Annotated in this window: 17 protein-coding genes; 7 read left to right on the top strand and 10 right to left on the bottom strand. The window is 70.7% G+C overall.

Translation table 11 applies throughout. The features are described from left to right. Positions 1 to 8 precede the first annotated feature (8 nt). Positions 9 to 1,052, bottom strand: coding sequence for an extracellular solute-binding protein (locus VP06_RS09285; RefSeq protein ID WP_048463493.1), 1,044 nt, complete (start codon positions 1,050 to 1,052; stop codon positions 9 to 11). 184 nt (positions 1,053 to 1,236) lie between these two features. On the opposite strand from VP06_RS09285, the gene VP06_RS09280 reads away from it, so the two are divergent. Next, positions 1,237 to 2,028: a GntR family transcriptional regulator gene (locus VP06_RS09280; protein WP_053081624.1), complete on the top strand. Its 792-nt coding sequence runs from the start codon at positions 1,237 to 1,239 to the stop codon at positions 2,026 to 2,028. Positions 2,029 to 2,119: 91 nt separating this feature from the next. Here VP06_RS09280 and VP06_RS09275 read toward each other — a convergent pair whose 3' ends face one another. Next, entirely contained in the window at positions 2,120 to 3,403 is a 1,284-nt protein-coding gene (locus VP06_RS09275) for an NAD(P)/FAD-dependent oxidoreductase (protein ID WP_048463492.1), read from the bottom strand. 208 nt (positions 3,404 to 3,611) lie between these two features. Continuing rightward, positions 3,612 to 4,373 carry a helix-turn-helix domain-containing protein gene (locus VP06_RS09270; protein ID WP_048463491.1) on the bottom strand — a complete coding sequence of 254 codons (762 nt, stop codon included), beginning with the start codon at positions 4,371 to 4,373 and terminating at the stop codon, positions 3,612 to 3,614. 282 nt (positions 4,374 to 4,655) lie between these two features. Here VP06_RS09270 and pdxH point away from each other — a divergent pair, with 282 nt between their 5' ends. From pdxH to VP06_RS09255, 3 genes are all read left to right on the top strand, one after another. After that, entirely contained in the window at positions 4,656 to 5,321 is a 666-nt protein-coding gene (gene pdxH, locus VP06_RS09265) for a pyridoxamine 5'-phosphate oxidase (RefSeq protein WP_425350898.1), read from the top strand. Positions 5,322 to 5,891: 570 nt separating this feature from the next. Beyond that, the gene (locus tag VP06_RS09260; protein WP_342586810.1) at positions 5,892 to 6,749 is read left to right on the top strand and encodes a peptidylprolyl isomerase; all 858 of its coding nucleotides are present in this window, start codon (positions 5,892 to 5,894) and stop codon (positions 6,747 to 6,749) included. Positions 6,750 to 7,013: 264 nt separating this feature from the next. Continuing rightward, positions 7,014 to 7,508 (top strand): hypothetical protein, encoded by a 495-nt coding sequence (locus VP06_RS09255; protein WP_048463490.1) that lies wholly within the window; start codon positions 7,014 to 7,016, stop codon positions 7,506 to 7,508. Positions 7,509 to 7,983: 475 nt separating this feature from the next. Here VP06_RS09255 and VP06_RS09250 read toward each other — a convergent pair whose 3' ends face one another. Both VP06_RS09250 and VP06_RS09245 read right to left on the bottom strand, forming a co-directional pair. After that, a complete protein-coding gene (locus tag VP06_RS09250; protein ID WP_048463489.1) occupies positions 7,984 to 8,661 on the bottom strand; it encodes a helix-turn-helix domain-containing protein in 678 nt (225 codons plus the stop codon). 131 nt (positions 8,662 to 8,792) lie between these two features. Continuing rightward, positions 8,793 to 9,203, bottom strand: coding sequence for a CBS domain-containing protein (locus tag VP06_RS09245; RefSeq protein WP_048463488.1), 411 nt, complete (start codon positions 9,201 to 9,203; stop codon positions 8,793 to 8,795). A gap of 459 nt (positions 9,204 to 9,662) precedes the next feature. On the opposite strand from VP06_RS09245, the gene VP06_RS09240 reads away from it, so the two are divergent. Then, positions 9,663 to 9,869 (top strand): hypothetical protein, encoded by a 207-nt coding sequence (locus tag VP06_RS09240; RefSeq protein ID WP_048463487.1) that lies wholly within the window; start codon positions 9,663 to 9,665, stop codon positions 9,867 to 9,869. A 75-nt stretch (positions 9,870 to 9,944) separates the two neighbouring features. Next, positions 9,945 to 10,478, top strand: coding sequence for an ion channel (locus tag VP06_RS09235; RefSeq protein ID WP_048463486.1), 534 nt, complete (start codon positions 9,945 to 9,947; stop codon positions 10,476 to 10,478). Positions 10,479 to 10,763: 285 nt separating this feature from the next. On the opposite strand, the gene VP06_RS09230 is transcribed toward VP06_RS09235, so the two are convergent. From VP06_RS09230 to VP06_RS09220, 3 genes are all read right to left on the bottom strand, one after another. Continuing rightward, a complete protein-coding gene (locus VP06_RS09230) occupies positions 10,764 to 11,585 on the bottom strand; it encodes a universal stress protein (protein WP_245291114.1) in 822 nt (273 codons plus the stop codon). Positions 11,586 to 11,692: 107 nt separating this feature from the next. Beyond that, entirely contained in the window at positions 11,693 to 12,019 is a 327-nt protein-coding gene (locus tag VP06_RS09225) for a c-type cytochrome (protein WP_048463485.1), read from the bottom strand. Continuing rightward, positions 12,019 to 12,834, bottom strand: coding sequence for a universal stress protein (locus VP06_RS09220; RefSeq protein WP_048463484.1), 816 nt, complete (start codon positions 12,832 to 12,834; stop codon positions 12,019 to 12,021). Before VP06_RS09220 ends, VP06_RS09225 begins: the two co-directional genes overlap by 1 nt. A 243-nt stretch (positions 12,835 to 13,077) precedes the next feature. On the opposite strand from VP06_RS09220, the gene VP06_RS09215 reads away from it, so the two are divergent. Further along, positions 13,078 to 15,552, top strand: a complete 2,475-nt coding sequence (locus VP06_RS09215) for a phosphoketolase family protein (protein WP_082167298.1) — start codon at positions 13,078 to 13,080, stop codon at positions 15,550 to 15,552. Positions 15,553 to 16,037: 485 nt separating this feature from the next. Here VP06_RS09215 and VP06_RS09210 read toward each other — a convergent pair whose 3' ends face one another. Together VP06_RS09210 and VP06_RS36150 are read right to left on the bottom strand one after the other, a co-directional pair. Further along, positions 16,038 to 17,303, bottom strand: coding sequence for a hypothetical protein (locus VP06_RS09210; RefSeq protein WP_156295516.1), 1,266 nt, complete (start codon positions 17,301 to 17,303; stop codon positions 16,038 to 16,040). 145 nt (positions 17,304 to 17,448) lie between these two features. Then, positions 17,449 to 18,297, bottom strand: coding sequence for a hypothetical protein (locus VP06_RS36150; protein ID WP_156295515.1), 849 nt, complete (start codon positions 18,295 to 18,297; stop codon positions 17,449 to 17,451). Positions 18,298 to 18,446: the final 149 nt, after the last annotated feature.

Here is an 18,446-nt window from a genome sequence, read left to right as displayed (position 1 = left end):
GATGCGCCTCAGATCGCCATCTCGCGGTCCCAACGCTTGATCCAGCCGTCGCGCTCGCGGGCGACGGTGGCCCAGTCGATCTGGTGGACCACCAGATCGGCCGGCAGGCCCGCGGGCCGCGGCACCGCGCGGTTGGTGGGCAACGAGAAGGTCGGGCCGACGAGGCGCTGCTGCAACTCGGCCCCGAGCATCATGTCGACATACGCGAAGGCGAGATCGGAGAGCGGCGCGCCCTTCACCACGGCGATGCCCGACGGCATCGCGAACACGCCCTCCTTGGGCGCTGCGAGCGCGATCGGGGCGCCGGCCGCCTTCCGCTCGAGGGCGTAGGACGACATCGCCGACGAGATCATCCAGGCTTCGCCCTGCTCGAGAAGGTTATAAGCCTGCGGCTGCTGCGTGTAGACCGTGAGCAGGTTCGGCTTGAGCGTCGCGAGCTTGCGGAAACCCGGCTCGACATCGCGCTGCGCCGCGTCGAGGGACTGGCCGGTGGCGAGGGCGGCGGCGGCGAAGATGTTGGGCAACCCTTCCGTGTTCTGGAGCGAGGGGACGATGATCCGGCCCTTGTACGTCGGATCGTAGGGGGTGGCCCAGGAGGCCGGAGCCTGCCGCATCGCCTCGGTATTGTAGGCGATGCCGAGCCAGGGCTGGAGGTAGTTCGCCCACATCCCGTCCATGTGGACGGTGCCGGGGACGAGGGCGGCGAGATGAGGAACCTTCGCGGGGGTCAGCGGGTCGAGGAGCCCTTCCTTGACCGCCAGGATCATCACCGGATCGTCCATCTGGACCACCGACAGGTAGGGCCGGTCCCGGTTCTTCTGCATCTTCTCGAGGTTCACCAGGGAGCGGGTGCCCTCGAAGATCACCTTCGCGCCGTGCTTCCGCTCGAAGGCCGGGACCACGATCTCCTCGACCCAAGCCTTGTGGCCGGCGGCCCCGCCGACGACGAGCTCGCGGGTCTGCGCCCGCAGGATGCCCGGCGCCGCCAGCACGGCACCGAGGGTCGCGGCCCCGCGCAGCACCGCGCGGCGATCGGCAGAGAAGGTCGACATGGCGGGGAAACCCTCCGGACGGAGCGGACGAGGCCCTAGCGATACGGCCGCCACGCCGGAAAACGAAGCACAAACTCAGCGCAATTGTGCACAATCTTGGAGCGGTCAGCGCCAGGAACGGGCTTGGGCGACGGCCCGTCCGGTCTTATCTCGGGCATGGGCCGATGCGGTTCTGGAGGGCCGGATGAGGGGGGAGGCGGACCGTGCCGTCGCGATGGAGGCCGAGACTGGCGCGCTCGACGAGGCGGCGGTCCATGCGGTGCTGGCGCGGGCGTTGCTCGACGGGCGGATCCCGGCGGGAACGAAGCTCGGCGAGCACTTCCTGGCCGAGATCTTCGGGGTCAGCCGCGAGCGGGTGCGCAAGGTGCTGCACCGGCTCGGCCACGAGCGCCTGATCACGGTCGAGAAGAATCGCGGCGCCTTCGCGATCGCCCCCGATCTCGAGGAGGCACGCACGGTCTACGAGGCGCGGCGCATCCTGGAGGGCGGGATCGTCGGCCATCTCGCCACCGCCCTCGACGATGCGGGCGAGGCGCGGCTCGCCGCCCATATCGCGGCCGAGGAGGCCGCGATGACGGCGGGCGACCGCTTCACCTCGATCCGCCTGTCGGCGGAGTTCCACACGATCCTGGCCGACCTCACCGGCAACCCGCTGATCCGGCGCCAGATGCAGGAACTCGTCGCCCGCACGATGATGCTGGTGGCGTTCTTCGAGCCCGACACCTCGGTGGCCTGCCAATGTGCCGAGCACCGCGCGGTGTTCCGGGCGCTCGGCGGGCGCTCGCGGGCGCAGGCGGTGCGGGCGATGACGACTCACCTGTCCCTGGTGGAAACGCGGCTGCGCCCGCGGGTCTGCGAGGCGGTTCCGCCTCCCCTCGACGAGGTGCTGCGCGATGCGCTCGCCCTCTGGCGGACCCGGAACGGGCCGGCGGCGCGGCCTGACCCGGCGCGTCGTCCGTCCGGCCTCGCGTCCTGAGCCGTCCCGGAGTCCCGAGCGCTCCACCACCCGATGCCACGGGCGATCAGGACGGTCCGCCGATCATCGCGCCCGCCCCGCCGGAGGCCGATCAGAGGCGGGCATCCGTCAGATGCACGAGCTGGGCCCCGGCCTCGTAGAACGCCTCCTTGAGCCGCCGCCGCGGCGCCGCGACCGGCTCGGTGACCGGCAGCGGCAGGTCGTCCTCGCCGATCGTCCCCTGGACGAGGTGGGCGAGGCAGCGGCCGAACACGGTGCCGGGCGCGATGCCCCTTCCGTTGTAGCCGCTGACCGACACGACGTTCCGGCCGAGGCGGTGCAGGCGCGGCAGGTGGTTCGCGGTCATGCCGATCTGGCCGTACCACTCGGTCTCGAAGGCGAAGCCCGCGAGCTGCGGGAAGAGCTTGGCGAGCGCCCGCCGGCCCCAGCCGCGATGGATCGCCAGCCCGGTTCCGCGCAGGGCGCCGACGCTGCCGAAGACGAGCCGGCCCGCCTGGTCGAACCGGAACGAGCTGAGCACCTCGCGGGTGTCCCAGGCGCCCTGGCGCTCGGGCAGGATCGAGCGGCGCAAGGCGTCGCTCAGCGGGGCGGTGGCCATGTTGAAATACGGCAGGTGGACGAGTTCCGCCCGGATCTCCGGCCAGACCGCGCTGGTATAGGCGTTGGTCGCCACGATGACGTGCGCGGCCTCGACGCTTCCATGCGGGGTGCCGAGCCGCCAGCTCGTCCCCTGATCGGCGACGGCGACGACCGGGCTTGCGGTGTGGATCCGGGCCCCGGCCTCGATCGCCGCCGCCGCGAGGCCGCGGGCATAGGCGAGCGGCTGGATCGTGCCGGCCCGGGCATCGAGCAGCGCCCCCGCATAGGCCCGGGTGCCGACCTGACGGGCGGTCTCCTCCGCGTCGAGCAGCCGGACCGGGGCGCCGCGTGCCTGCCACTGGCGGGCGCGCTCCTGCAACTCGGCGAGGCCCGTCCGGCCGACGGCGCAGTGCAGCGTTCCCTGGCGCTCGGGCTCGCAGGCGATGCCGTGCCGCGCGACGAGATCGAAGACGACGCTCGGCGCCGCGCCGAGCAGGTCGAGGAGGCGCGCACCATAGAGGTCGCCGAGCGCTCGCGGCAGGTCGTCGGGCATCACCCACATCCCGGCATTGACGAGACCGACATTCCGCCCCGAGCCGCCGAACCCGATCCCGACGCCTTCCAGGACGGCGACGCGGGTGCCGCCTTCCGCGAGGTGGAGCGCGGCGGACAGACCCGTGAACCCGCCCCCCACGATCGCCACGTCGACCGCGATCCGCCCGTCGAGCGGCGGAGTCGGCGGGGCCGGGGGAGCCGAGCGCGCCCAGAGGCCGTGGCTGCGCGGATCGTCGGTCATGGCGTCGCTCGCGATCAGGCTGTCGAGGATCGAAGGGACCGACCGATATCGGGGCGCGGCGCGTCTGTCTCGTGCATGCGCAACCGGGGGCGTCTCCCGCTGTCGATCGGCGGCGCCACGCCGCGGGACACGATCTCGGCCGGATGAACGGGCTCGTTCCGCCCCCGGTGGACGCATCGGCACGTTCGCCCCTCCGCGGCGCCGATCGTCACGATCGCCGGTGCAGGGGGGCCGCACCGGCCGACAGAACGGGGGACGATGCGTCCGGCCCGTCATCGCGGGCATCGGGATCGATGAGCGGGTCGGGCTGGGCCACCGCGGCGAGCCGGTCGCGGTCCAGGATGGCGATGACCTGGCCCTCGACCCGGAGGCCTGCCGGCTCCAGGCTCGCCAGGGCGCGGGAGAACGATTCCCGCGTCATCCCGAGTTCCGAGGCGATGATGTGCTTCTCGTAGGGAAGATGCGCCTGCCCCGGCGTGCCCTGGCGCTCCGACAGGGCGAGGAGATAGCACCCGACGCGCTGCGTCGAGGACTGGAGCTTGAGGCTCTTGGCCTGCCGGACCATCCGGCGGAACTGGCGCGCCAGGGTCGCGATGACCGCCTGGGCGAGGCCAGGCTCCGCCGCGACCGCCTCGCGGAAGGCATCGGCCTCGATGAGCAGCAGGTGCGACGCCTCGGGCGCCCGCGCCTGGAGCAGATACGGCGACGCGCTCATCACGGCGGCGGGAATCACCAGGTCCGGGGCGCGCACGACCTCGATCAGGACCTCGCGCTGCGTCCCGGAGCGGCCGAACAGCTGGAGCGATCCCGCCACCAGGACGATCTGGAAGTTCGGGAGTTCCGCCTGGTCGAACAGCACCGTCCCGGGCGCGACGCGGTGCTCGATGGTGCGGCGGAGCAGCCCGTCGAGACACGCCGCCGAGGCGCCCCGGAAGAGAGACGACACGTCGCGCAAGACGTCCTCGTGCATCGCCCGCCGCTTCCCCGCCTCACGATCGGCCCCGATCCGATGGGGCGACGATGGTGACCGGTGGGCCGCGCGGCATTGACCTGCATCAAGGCGATGCGGGGGCCGGACCCCATTCTCGGCACCGGCACCGGCGCCGGCGCCGGCGCCGGCGCCGGCGTCGCCCGGCCCCGCGAGCACGGGACGGCCGGAGCCGATCCCCGCACGCTCCGACCGAGTTCAGCCCGAGGTGGCATCATGCAGCGGCACAGCGATCCGGCCGAGACGGGCCGTGACGAGACCTATATCCTCGACCTCTGCACCACGCGGCACGGCCCGCCCGACGACCCGCCCGCGGCCCCGGCTCACGATCTCGTCCGTCACGATTTCCTCCATGCGGAGGATCCGTGGGAGCTGTTCGCGACCTGGATGGTGGAGGCGACGCTGCACGAGCCGTGCGACCCGAACGCCATGGCGCTCGCGACCACGGGCGACGACGGGGTGCCGGACGTGCGGATCGTGCTGCTCAAGCATTTCGATGCGCGCGGCTTTGTCTTCTTCACTAATTCCCACTCGCAGAAGGGCCGGCAGTTGGCGCACAACCCGCACGCCGCCCTGATGCTCCATTGGAAGAGCCTGGGCCGCCAGATCCGCGTGCGCGGGCCCGTCACCCTGGTCGCGCCGGCGGAATCCGACGCCTATTTCGAGAGCCGGGCCCAGCTGAGCCAGATCGGCGCGGTCGCGAGCCGGCAATCGCAGCCGCTGGCCGACCGGGCGACGCTGGTGGCCAAGGTCGCCGCGCTGCTCGCCGAGCACGGCGACCAGCCGGTGCCCCGGCCGGAGCACTGGACCGGCTACCGGGTCGTGCCCGCGACCATCGAGTTCTGGCAGGATGCCCCCTTCCGGCTGCACGACCGGGTGCGCTTCACCCGGCACGCCGACACCTGGCATCGCGTCCTCCTCTATCCGTGATCGCCGATCCGCCGCGAGGCCGGCCCCTTCCGCGCGGCAGCGACGAGGCCGCAAGCCCTCGGGCGACGCCGATGACGGGACGGGCGGACCGGAGGGGGCGCCCGCCCGGCGGCACTCCGTCATGTCGATGCCATGACCGGTGATGGACGACGATCGTCATCTGGCTTCAGGTTGATTCCGGTCGTCGCGGATTTGACGTGCATCAATGACGATCCGCCGCGGGTCCGCATCATGGGCCGCACGGCATCGGCCGACCGAAAGCACGTCGCGAAAGCACGTCGGATGGCCGGCGGGGGCGCGCCCTCCGCCGGCCATTCCCGTTTCACGGCCCCCGATGACCGTTTAACCGATGTCAATTGTTCGATTGATCTACATCAAGGCTGAAGTCTGCCCGCCTGGGCAGAGTGTCGGCGACGGGCCTCGAACCGACCGGGCGCCGCCGCCGGCCGAGTGACCCCGCCCTTGGGGCCGGTCGCCCCTCCTCCTCGTGATCGGAAAGCCAAAGCGATGTCCGCTTGCGCCCTCCCCTCCGCAAGGAACGTCCCCAAGTTGCCGATCCGGGTGAACGGCGTGACCCTCTCCCACGCGCTGATCTCGCGGGAGGCGCAGAACCATCTGGCCTCGACCCCGGCCGCGGCCTGGACGGCGGCGGCCCTCGCCCTGGTGCTGCGCGAGGCGCTGGCCCAGGAGGCGCGGCGCCTCCGCATCACGGCCGAGCCAGCCACCGACGCGGAGGGGCGGCGTGAGACCGAGCAGGAAGCCCAGTTGCGGGCCCTCGTCGCGCGCGAGATCGCCGTGCCCGAGCCGAGCGAGGAGGAATGCCGGTGCCTCTACGCACAGGATCGCGACCGCTTCCGGGCGCCCGACCTGTTCGAGGTGTCGCACATCCTGCTCGCGACGGCGAAGAATGACGCGACGGCCTACGCGCTCGCCCGCCTCAACGCCGAGATGGTCATCGCGATGCTGCGCGCGGAGCCGGATGCGTTCGAGGACCTGGCGCGGGTGCATTCGGCCTGTCCCTCGGGCGAGATCGGCGGCAGCCTGGGCCTGATCACCGCCCGGCAGACCACGCCGGAATTCGCGGCGGCCCTGCGGCGCATGGAGCCCGGCAGCATCTCGGCCGGCCCGGTCGAGACCCGATCCGGCCTGCATGTCATCCGCCTGCACCGCCGCGTCGACGGACGGCCCCTGCCCTTCGAGGCCGCCCGGCCCCTGATCGCCGCCTTCCTGTCGGAGGCCGTCCGGCGCCGCGCGGAGGCGCGATACGTCGCGCGGCTCCTCGGGCAGACGCGGATCGAGGGCCTCGAGATCCCGGCGCCCGCGACGGGCCTGGAGGGGCGCACCCTGCTGCTCGGCGACCTCATCGCACGGATCGACGACGGGGCGATCGCCGCCGAGGCCCGGGTGTGGCCCCAATGGCCGTCCTGAATTCGGCCCGGCGCCACGGCGCAATCGCGCCCTCCCCCGTCGAGGCCCCGGCCGTGGTCGGCCACGACGCTGCCCCAACAGGAGTGGTTCAAGGAGGCCGTCCGAGTCCATCAGCCCCGGGACCGGAGTCAACTCGGTTCGGCCCGGGCAGCCTGACGCGGTCTGCGAGCGGCACCGGGCCCTCGCGGACGAGAGGCCCACGGCGTAGACAAACCGTCTTTCCCTGACGCAACGCTCTGCACGCTTCCCGGAGAGACCGCCGCGATGACCCTGGCCGAGCGCCTCGAAGCCAATGCGATCCTCGACAGGCTCGTTGCCGACGAACCGACCTTCTCCGTCGGCGATGCGCGGCGCCTGGTCGCCCTCCTCCCGATGCGGAAACCGCGCCGCTTCACCGTCCTCGTCGGTCTCGGTCTTCCCGGTACGAAGACCCGCGGCCAGGCTGCCGGGCATGGCGAGGTCGAGATGGAGGAGCCGGGCGAGACGAAGACCTGGTCGAGCGATCCGACGCCCGTCCTGAAGATCGGCGGCTACGCGATCACCCACGTCCCCGGCTCGATCACGATCGCCCTGATGTGGTCGCAGACCAAGCTCGACCAGTCCGGCCAGTCCTGCGGCTTGCTCTACGACACGGCGACGGGCGAGCCGCGGGAGATGGTGATCGCCCGGCAGGTGGCGTGGCAAGTCCTGATCTTCATGTTCGCCACCACCCGGTACGTGCCCTGGAAGACCCCGCGCCAGGACGGCTCGGCCGGGTGACCGTCTCGACGAACGCGCCCTAAGCAGATTTCGCCGAGGTGGTCACCGGTTCGGCGATAAAAATCTGCGACAAAACAAGAGCCTAAGCGGGCGAAGCGTTGGCCTGCCAACGCAAGCCTGCTTAGGACGCGATCCCCTGGGACGGTCGGCATGCGCTGGTGCGGGCTTGAGATTCGCGATGATCGGCGGCTCACGCCGATCGACCGCGCGGCCGAGAACGCCGCAACGCCGTGGCGACCCGCGCGAGCCATCGGCCGAGAACGGATGGCGGGCGAACCGCCTCGCTCCCGTCACCGGTTGCGCGCACCGCCGGCCCCGATCTCGATGCGGCACGATCCCGGCTCGCCCGCCCATCGCCCGGCTTCACCGGCCGGATCGACGGTGATCCGTCACCTCCGTTCGAGGTGACCGGTCCGCGCGCGTCGCCGCACGCAATCCTCGAACCCCACCGCGGGCCGCGCCGCCTGCGGCCGCTTCACCCGTCGAGGCGGCGGAGCGCCGGCATGTCCTGCACCACCACGGACCGCCTCTGGGCCTGGAGGGCGATGACGCCGTCCCGTTCGAGCTGGGTCAGGGTCCGCGACACGCTCTCGATCGTCAGGCCGAGATGGTCGGCGATGTCCGCCCGCGACATCGGCAGGGCGATGAGACCCTCCGTCCCGGCCCGCTCCGCGAGCGCCAGGAGGAAGCTCGCCACCCGCTCCTTGGCCGACTTGCGGCCGAGCAGCATCATGTGGTCCTGCGCCCGCTCCAGCGCCCGCAGCATTGCCGCCACCACTTCCTGGGCCAGCGCCCCGACCTCGTCCGTCAGCGCGTCGCGGTCGTTGCGGCGATAGGCCGTGAGGGTCGTGTCGATGACCGCGTCGGCGCCGGTCCGCCGCTCGGTGCCGGCCTCGAGGCCGAAGATGTCGCCCGGCAGATGGAAGCCGTCGATCTGCCGGCGCCCGTCGCTCAGGAGCCGGTAGGTCCGCACCGCGCCGGACACGACCTTGTAGAAGTGGATGACGCGGTCGCCCTCGGCGTAGATCTCCTCCTCGGCCTCGAAGCGGCGGCGGGCCCCCGTCTCGGCGCCGTCCGGGCGGAGCCGGGCGACCGGGACGGGACCGGCATTCAGCGCGGGGACGAGGCCAGCGGTGGCGAGAGCGAGTTGCATGGACGAGGCCCCGTCGGGTGGCGTGTGACGAGGCCATGGCTACGCTGCGGGGGGCGAACGGAAAATTCCGGTCCAGCGCTTAAGGGATTTCCCGGAGGGGCCTCCCCGCGGCGCGTTTCGGCCCGAGCCCGTCATCCGAGGGCGGGGAGATCGCCCGGGCCGTGCTCCGGCGCGGCGGGAATGTCGCGCAGGGAGATCATCCCGATCACCTCCTCGTCCCGCATCACCGGCAGGTGCAGGACGCCGCCGGCGAGCATGCGCCGATGCGCCTCCGCGAGGCTCGCCTCGGCCGTGATGGTTCCGGGATCGGGGGTCATCACCTCCCGGACGAGCGTGAGCATCGGGTCGCGCTGGCCGGCGACGACCCGGATGGCGATGTCCCGTTCGCTGATGATCCCGACGAGCCGCCGCCTGCGCAGCACGAGGAGCGCCCCGATGCCGTCATCCCGCAGGCGGCGGCACGCGCTCGCCACCGGAACGCTGCCGCTGACGCCGCGCAGGGGACGCCCGGCGAGGACATCGATGACACGAGAGGAGGGCATCGGGGATGGGGCCTCCGGAGATCGGCCCTCGCGGCGCTGGAGCATGGGCACTGGGGCAAGGGCACTGGGGCAAGGGCACTGGGGATGAGGCAATCGGGGTGGGACGACGCGGCGCGCGGCGGGCGACGCGCTCGGGAAGCCGGGCAGGTCCTCGCGAGGACCTGCCCGGGCACCGGCGCGGTGGGGCATCCGTCTCGACGCTCCCCCGCCGGGTCGAGACGCACGGTGCGGCCCAGGCCACGTCCTCCCCAGACATCTCCGCCGCGACGGGCCCTTCTTCGTAGCGAGAGGGTCCGGTTCGGCCTTGATCCACGTCAACACGCCCGGCACCGCCGGGCGGGACGACCGGGACGCGATCGCCCTCGGGGCGGCGCCGGCCCGCCACCCGGGTTGCGCTGAATCAAGGCGAGGGTCGGGAGACCTCGGCACGATCGCTCCCGTCCAGAACAGGAGACGGTGATGACGACGGTCACGAACATCGCAGGGTCGGTCGGCCCGCGCGCGACGGGGGTGACGAGCGGCACGGTCGGGCCGGCGGCCGCGATCGGCGACGGGACGACGATCGAGGATGCGTCCCGGTACCGCACGATCGAGAGCGGCTTGGCCTTCGGTATCGCCGTCATGGCGGCCATCGTGGTGACCGGCCTGCTCCGGATCGTGCTCTGAGGGCAGGCGCACGGCACCGGGGCGGCGCCCCGGCGGCCCCGACGGGAAGCCGCCGTCCTCCAGCAGGGTCGAACCATGCTCGTCGTGCTGTCCACCAGCGTGGTCCTCGTGGCCATCAGCATCCTGGTGCTCTACGAGACCCTGCGGCTCACCTCGGAGCATCTCGCGGATCTGCCGGTGCCGCCCCGCACGCGGATCATCGTCGTGGTGCTGGCCGCCTTCGCCGGGCACACGGCGGCGGTCTGGATCTATGCGGGTGCCTACTGGCTGCTGGTCCTCCGGCTCGGGCTCGGCGCCTTCGCGGGCGTCCCGGTCGAGAGCTTCGAGGATTGCCTGTTCGTCTCCGTCGTCGCCTATACGTCGCTCGGCTACGGTGACCACGTGCCCCTCGGCCATGCCCGGCTCCTGGCCGGGGTCGAGGCACTGAACGGGCTGCTGCTGATCGGCTGGTCGGCCTCGTTCACCTACCTGGCGATGGAGCGCTATTGGCCGCTGCACGGCCGGCGCTCCCGGTCCGGGGTGCTGGCCCGCATGCGCGTGCGGCGGGGCGGCAGCCCGCCGGCGGAGCCGGACAGGGCCCCCGCCCTCACGCCGCCGACGCCGCCGTGAGCCCGACCGTCCCCGAGACCGTGCGGACCGTCCTCACGCCGCCCGGCTTCTTGCACGGGATCTCTCGACCGCCGGCGCCGATCATGTCGCCCGCGGCCGCTTCCGCTGGCCCGCGAGAGCCTTCGGTAGCCACTTGAACCTTGGGTAGCCACTTGCCGGCCGCCACCACGGGTCCGCGGCCGGCCGAGCCCACCGGGACGGGAAGGCGCCCGGACCGGCGCGCCCGTCCTCGCGATGGTGCCTGCCCTCAATGGGCCATCAGCACCGGCATGCGCGCGGTCTCGATCACCTGACGGGTGACGCCGCCGAGCAGGAACTCGCGCACCCGGCTGTGGGTGTAGGCACCGAGGGCGAGCAGGGTGGCGCCCCCCTCTCCGCTGCGTCCAGGATGGCGGAGCCCACCGATCTCCCCTCCCCCGCCGCCAGGGTGCTGGGCTCGGCGACGATGCCGTGCCAGCGCACATGCGCGCAGAGATCCGCCGCCTTCGCCTCCTCGGCGCGCCCGGTCCGCACCTGGACCAACGTGACCCGGCTCGCCGCGTGCAGCAGCGCGATCGACTGGCCGATCAGGCGCGTCCCCTCCAGGCTGCCGTTCCAGGCGACGACGACGTGGTCCAGGAGGTCGTGGGGAACGGCCTCGCCCACCATCAGGGTCGGCCGGCCGACCGAGAACAGGGCGGTGTCGAGGGCGCGGCCGGTGAAGGGAATGTCCGGGTCGGGCCGGTCGACGACGACGAGATCGGCGACCCGGCCGGCCAGCGTCAGGACGCGCTCGACCTCGCCGGACGACTCGGTCCAGGTGGCGAAGGTCGCATCCAGCCGCTCCACCGCGGGCATGAACGGCACCCCCTCGCGGGCGCACCAGGTCTGGAGCGCCGCCCGGCCCTCCGCGGCGGCGGCCCGCGTGCCCTCCCGGATGGCGGCGACCGTCGCGCTGCTGACCGGCGCCGTGCCGGCCAGGGCGGCAAGGACGAGTTCCGGCCCCGGGGCGATGAAGCCGACGCCGATATGGGCGTGCAGGCGCCGGCTGAGGCGCAGGGCGGCATCGAGCCGGCGGGTCGGGTCGAGGCCGGGCGCGGTCGGGACGAGGAGGCAGCGCAGGAACATCGAGACATCCTCCGGCTCAGCCGAGCTGCGTCGTGCAATTCGGCTTCGCTCCGTGTTTTCTGCGTCATGGTCGTCGCCGAACCGGTGACCGCTTCGGCGAAATCTGCTTAGCGTTCGAGAGACTTGAGGTAGGCGATGAGGGATTGCGCCTGATCCGGATCGAACCGGAACTCGGGCATGCCCGGGTGGCCGGTGCGGATGCCCTCGGCCAGGGCCTCGGCCAATTCCTCCACGGGATAGCGGGTGTGAAGGTCGCGGAAGGGCGGCGCCACGGAGAGCGGGCTCGGGCCGGTGCGTCCGACGGCGTGACAGCGCGCGCAATGGGCACGGGCCAGCGTCCCACCCTGGGCGACCTGCCGGTCCCAGGCTCCGGCGGGCCATGACAGGAGCGAGAAGGCGACGACGACCGCCGCGAGGGAGAGGTGGGCGCGCATCAGTGGCTCATCAGGCAGCAAAGGGGGGCGGTGCGCAGGATGTCGCGGGTGACGCCGCCGAACACCCATTCGCGCAGGCGCGAATGGCCGTAGGCGCCCATCACCAGCAGGTCCGCGCCCTCGCGGTCGCAGACGCGGAGCAGCTCGTCCGCCGCACTGAAGGCCGGGCTCGGCATCAGGTGGGGGGTGGCGGCGATGCCGTGCCCGGCCAGATACCGGGCCGTCGCCTCGGCGCCGCCGTGATGAGCGTCCGGCCCCACGGCCACGATGCAGGTCCGCTCGGCCGCGGCCAGGTACGGCAGGGCGTCGTGAACGGCGCGGCGGGCCTCGCGCGTGTCCTTCCAGGCGACGACCACCCGCTTGGGCACGAGCCGTTCCAGGCCGGGCGGCACCAGCAGGACGGGGCGTCCGGCCTCCATCAGCAGGGCCCCCGGCGAGACGCCCATCGGGCCCGGATCGCCGTCGGCGGGCCCCTGCCGGCCGACGATCACCAGGTCGGCGATGCGGGCCTGCGCGACGAGGGTCGCCAGGGGCGAGGCGAGGGCGCCGCGCCACGCCCGCTTGCCCGCCTCCCCCGCCTCGCGCTCGAACAGCGCCTCGGCAGCCGCCAGCCGCTCGCGGGCGCGCTCCTCCTCGGCCTCGGCGAGAGGCTCGACCGACATCCCGTCCAGGGCCGGCACGACGGCCGGAACCGGGCAGGCGGCAAGGCCGACGAGACGCGCGCCGGACCGGGCGGCGAGGCCGGCGGCGAGCTGGACGCGATCCGCACAAGACGCCCCGGCATCGACCGAGACCAGGATGGAAGAGAGCGTCATGACCATCTCCCTTGCCGCCGCCCGAGGGCCCGACCATGCAGATTTCGCAAAGGTCATGGCCGGTCTCGCGAGACAATCGGCGACACACCAAAAGCCTAAGCCGACGAAACATCGGTCTGCCAACGTCCGTCTGCTACGGATCGGTGTCCCACATGGCCCCGGCCGGCGCCTTGATGCATCTCAATGCCGTCGGACCGCCGGTCCGGCAGGATCGCCCGAGATCTGAAGCATCGGGAGACCGACATGCGGGATACCGGCACGGCACAGCCCGGCGGCGAAGGCGACCTGGAGAGCGGACCGGGTCAGGACAGCGGACCCGCCTTCGTGCCGGGACCGCTCGGGCCACAGGCCCTGCGCGAGATCGATGCGTATTGGCGCGCCGCCAACTACCTGTCGGTCGGGCAGATCTACCTGATGGACAATCCCCTGCTGCGCCGGCCGCTGGCGCCGGAGCACGTCAAGCCACGGCTTCTCGGGCATTGGGGCACGACGCCGGGGCTGAACTTCGTCTACGCGCACCTGAACCGGGTGATCCGCCAGCGCGACCTCGACATGATCGCCGTCTGGGGACCGGGGCACGGCGCGCCCGGCCTCGTCGCCAATGCGTGGCTCGAAGGGACCTATGGCGAGATCTACCCGGAGGTGGCGCGCGACGCCGACGGGATGGCGCGGCTGTTCCGGCAGTTCTCGTTCCCGGGTGGCATTCCGAGCCACGCCTCGCCGGATCTGCCCGGTTCGATCCACGAGGGCGGCGAACTCGGCTATGCCCTCGCCCACGCCTTCGGTGCCGCCCTCGACAATCCGGGCCTGATCGTCGCCTGCGTGGTCGGCGACGGGGAGGCGGAGACCGGGCCGCTCGCCGCCTCCTGGCATTCGAACAAGTTCCTCGATCCGCGGCACGACGGCACGGTCCTGCCGATCCTGCACCTCAACGGCTACAAGATCGCCAATCCGACCCTGCTCGCCCGCCTGGACCGGGACGAGCTGGAGAGCCTGCTCGTCGGCTACGGCTACGCGCCGCTCTTCGTCGAGGGTCATGAGCCCGGTCCGATGCACCAGGCGATGGCCGCCGCCTTCGACACGGCCTTCGACGCGATCGCGGCGATCCGCGAGCGGGCGCGGCGCGGCGCCACCGAGCGCCCGCGCTGGCCGATGATCGTGCTGCGCAGCCCCAAGGGCTGGACCGGGCCGAGGACGGTCGACGGCAAGCCGGTCGAGGGCACCTGGCGCGCGCATCAGGTCCCGGTCGCGGCCCTGCGCGAGCGCCCCGATCACCTCGCGATCCTGGACGAGTGGATGCGCTCGTACCGGCCCGAGGAGCTGTTCACGGCCGAGGGCGCGCCGGTCCCGGCCCTCGCGGCCCTGGCGCCGGCGGGGCCGCGGCGCCTCTCGGCCAACCCGCATGCCAACGCGCATGGCTCCCGGCCCCTGCGTCTGCCGGACCTGGCGCCCCTCGCGGTCGACGTGCCGGTGCCCGGCCGTCTCACCGCCGAGGCGACGCGGGCGCTGGGCACCTACCTGCGCGAGACCCTGGTGCTGAACGCGGAGGCCCGCAACTTCCGTATCATGGGGCCCGACGAGACCGCCTCGAACCGCCTCGATGCGGTGTTCGCGGTGACCGATCGCGCCTGGCAGGGCCCGGTCCTGCCGGGCGACGACCATCTCGGGCGCGAGGGCCGCGTGATGGAGGTGCTGAGCGAGCATCTCTGCGAGGGCTGGCTCGAAGGCTACGTGCTGACCGGCCGCCACGGCCTGTTCGCGACCTACGAAGCCTTCGTGCACGTGGTCGATTCGATGGTGAACCAGCACGCCAAGTGGCTCAAGGGCTCCCGCGCCCTGCCCTGGCGCCGGCCGGTGCCCTCGCTCAACATCCTGTTGTCGTCCCATGTCTGGCGCCAGGACCACAACGGATTCAGCCACCAGGATCCCGGCTTCGTCGACTTCCTGGCCAACAAGCGCAGCGACATCGCCCGCATCTACCTGCCGCCGGACGCCAACACGCTCCTCTGCGTCATGGACCACTGCCTGCGCACCCATGACCGCATCAACGTGGTGGTGGCCGGTAAGCAGCCGGCCCTGCAATGGCTCGATCTCGACGCGGCGGCGGCGCATTGCGCGGCGGGCGCCGGGATCTGGTCTTTCGCCTCGAACGAGGACGAGGGCGAGCCGGACGTGGTGATGGCCTGCGCGGGCGACGTGCCGACCCAGGAGACCCTGGCGGCGGTCGACTGGCTGCGCCGGCAGGTGCCGGACCTGCGCGTCCGCGTCGTCAACGTCGTCGACCTGATGACGCTGGCCTCGCCCGAGATGCATCCGCACGGGCTGGACGACGCGACCTTCGACAGTCTGTTCACCCGCGACCGGCCGGTGATCTTCGCCTATCACGGCTATCCCTGGCTCATCCACCGGCTGACCTACCGGCGCCGCAACCACGTCAGCCTGCACGTGCACGGCTTCATCGAGGAGGGCACCACCACGACGCCCTTCGACATGTGCGTGCTGAACCGGCTCGACCGCTACCACCTCGCGCAAGCGGCCCTGCGCGCCGTCCCGCGGCGCCTCGGCACACGGGGCGACCATGCCGAGCAGGCGTTGCGGGACGCGCTCGCCGCCCACCGCGCCCATGTCTGCCGGACCGGCGACGACCTGCCGGAGATCCGCGACTGGGTCTGGCCGGAACGCCTCGGTCAGGGCGGCCAGGTCGTCTCGGGCGTTTGACCCGTCCGAGTGGCGAGCGAAGCAGACTTGCGTTGGCAGGCCAACGCTTCGCCGTAGCCGGGGCACATTCACGGCCAAGCCGATGCGGCATTCTCGATCTCGCGGATGCGAGATGCTTTGTTTGCAGGGACTTGCGGCTTCATCGAACCGCCCTGTCCGAGCCGTTTCGGAGTGTCGCCCGTGAATGTGCCCCGGTCACGCGGATGCATCGAATCGATCTCGGGCTTGCCCGAGATCGACGGGGCCGTGATTCGATCTCGGGCAAGCCCGAGATCGACGAGGCGGTTGACCCCTCTCGAATGTCCGATGCCAAGCCCAGACGTCCGCGACCTTGGGCTGGGCGAAAATCCGACAACGGAACCAAAGGCCGTCTTCAACGGCCGTTGGTCTGACTCTGAACCCTGACGATCGCGCGGGGCCGCTCCATCCCTGCCGCCCACACCACGGACAGCCGATCAGGCATCGATGTCAGTGTCAGCCAACCGTCACCGCTTCAGTGTGCCGAGCAGGCTGTGCTGGGGACCATAGATAATGTTGGTGACACGCCAGCCTTGGTCGCCCGCCTGCAACTGGTAAGTGACAGTTTCGACCGGTGCGGTCCCACCGAACGCGGCGTTCCGGAAGCGAACGCTCACGGTGGCGCGATCGTGCTGGCGCGATACCTCCGCGACTTGCAGATTGCCGATCTTAAGCATGTCCTGACTGCCGCTCAGCAGCGAGTATTCAAGCTTGCCCGGCTCCTGTTGCTTCCTGCTGTTTTGTTCGTCCTCCGCGATGAGGCTTACAAGCTGGCGGGAGAGATATCGCGCACGGGTGCGCCTGTCGAATGCGTCACCGCCGGATATCGCCGTGCGGTAGATGCTCTCGACAAGGTCTGCGGGCTCCGGCCCGATCGCCGCGCCGGACGTCACCGGCCCGCCGGGACCGGGTTGAACGGGCGCTTGCTGCACCATCTGCGTCGCCTGGGATGAGGTGGTTGCGGAGGCTGGAACGACGCCCCGACGAGAGCGGCATTCCTCGATCTTCGTGATCGCGGCGGCGACGCCGGCGAGGCTGAAGTCGTAATCCCGCTTGCCGACGCCCAGCACAGCTGTCTTGCCTTGCTTGAGCGCATCGAGCTGTCCCAGGTTCAACCAGGCGATCGTCCAGTCCGCGAAGGTATCGCCACTCACGTCCGCGCCCGCACGGTGCGCTGGCTCTTGACCGTCGACTTCAAGCCGACCCTGCCAATCCTTGTTGGAACGGATTGGAACGGCGAGCTGCCACTGACGGCCGTCGCCCGGCATCGCTTGGTCGACACCGAGACGGACTGAACGGCCACCGGCGTCGTTCGTCGCGACGCAATACATGAACAGGCGCCCGCTGAAGGCGGCCATGACATTCCATCCACGCGTCTGCCCGTAAGGCTCCTCGAACTGGCCGGCGCCCATGATCGCGTAGCCGCCATAGTCCGATGGCGCGGGCATAAAACCGCTCGTGCACTTGCTTGCCAAACGGCGAATGTGCACGGAGGCCCCTTCAACCTTTTCGCTCGGAGTACGCAAACACCAGTTCGTATGCGAATTTCGGTCGGAATGGACACCCGCGCTCGGATTCAGGCACGCAGGGTTGTTCTTCGTGGCGTCCTCGACCGCGGTAGCGACCGTGTCCGCATATTGCCGGCAGAAATGGGCGTCACCCGGCTGCCCTTGCGCGAACGCGCTCCCGGAGGCGAGCACGGCTGCGATGGTCAATGCGCGTGCGTGATGCATGGCTAGGTCTTCCAAAATTCGAGTTCGGCAAGGATCACGCCGCGAGCGCATTTTCCGACCAAGTGGACACAGGTTGATCGTAGAAAATGCGGCAAAACCTAACAGCGAGAGAAGCGTCGCGATTGCAACGCGATCGTGAAGCGCTCTAGTGTTTCAGGAAAAACGTGCCATCGGCGCCAGTCCTGGTCCGGTTGTCCTTTTGCCACCAGAACTGGCCGCTGAGGTCGTTCTGCGCGATCTGAATCTCGTAAAGCTCCGATCCGTTCGGAGACAACGTGTAAATGCCGTTTCGCTCAGTGAACGGAACGTTCTTGCATGTATCGTTTCGACGCAGATCAACGCAGATATTCACATGGTTGTTAGGGAGCAGCTCAATAGAAAGTCGCTGGCCCTGTGTGTCGACGGGCTTCCCGAAAATCATCATTGGGCGTATCCAGACCCAGTCGCCCGACCATTTGAGATTGCCGCTGGTTCGCGCCGCGGGCGCGGAAGGGGCTGCGGCCCGCGGGGCGGGAACGGCCGCTGCGTTCGCTCTCACGCAGGCACGCAATTCGGCGATGGCTTTCGCCACATCGCCTGAAAACGAGACCGAGCCCGTGACGAGGCCCTGCGGCCCTGACACACGCCATTGATAACCGCGGGCCCGGATAAGCGCCGGATAAAGCCCTTCGTCGATGTGCAGCAGCAGACGGCCCGTCACCTCCGCATCGACCGGCTCAGATGTGCTTCCCAGGACGATCGAGGCTCGACCGTCCCTGTACCAGCCCTTTGGCAAACCCGCTGGCGCTGGCACGGAGACGTAGGTCCGCCCGTTGCTCCGCCGTGCAATGAGGTATTGCCCCTGGATCGCGCGACAGTTGACGCCGTCCCCGGATTCACCTGCTTGCGTAAACCGCCAGCCTGGAACATTGCCGCCCCAGGGCTCTTCTTCCGCAAGCGCTGCCGAAGCCGTTAGCGTCAGAAAAACTGCGGCATATCGATGGCTTCTGCTCAACTCAGGCTCCCGCGTCAGGATCGGCTATCAATTGATCCGGTCAGCATCCATTTTTACCTAGAGTTGTATTCTTAGATGTCAGGGGATGCTCATGTGTTGCTAACGAGAAACATTGCGTGAGTCAACGTTTCCGGTCGAACATCGGCGGG

Origin of the sequence: Methylobacterium aquaticum (genome assembly GCF_001043915.1) — a bacterium.
In the GTDB taxonomy this organism is placed as follows: domain Bacteria; phylum Pseudomonadota; class Alphaproteobacteria; order Rhizobiales; family Beijerinckiaceae; genus Methylobacterium; species Methylobacterium aquaticum.
The sequence above is the reverse complement of the archived record's forward strand: the minus strand, read 5'-3'. Positions and strand labels throughout refer to the sequence as shown.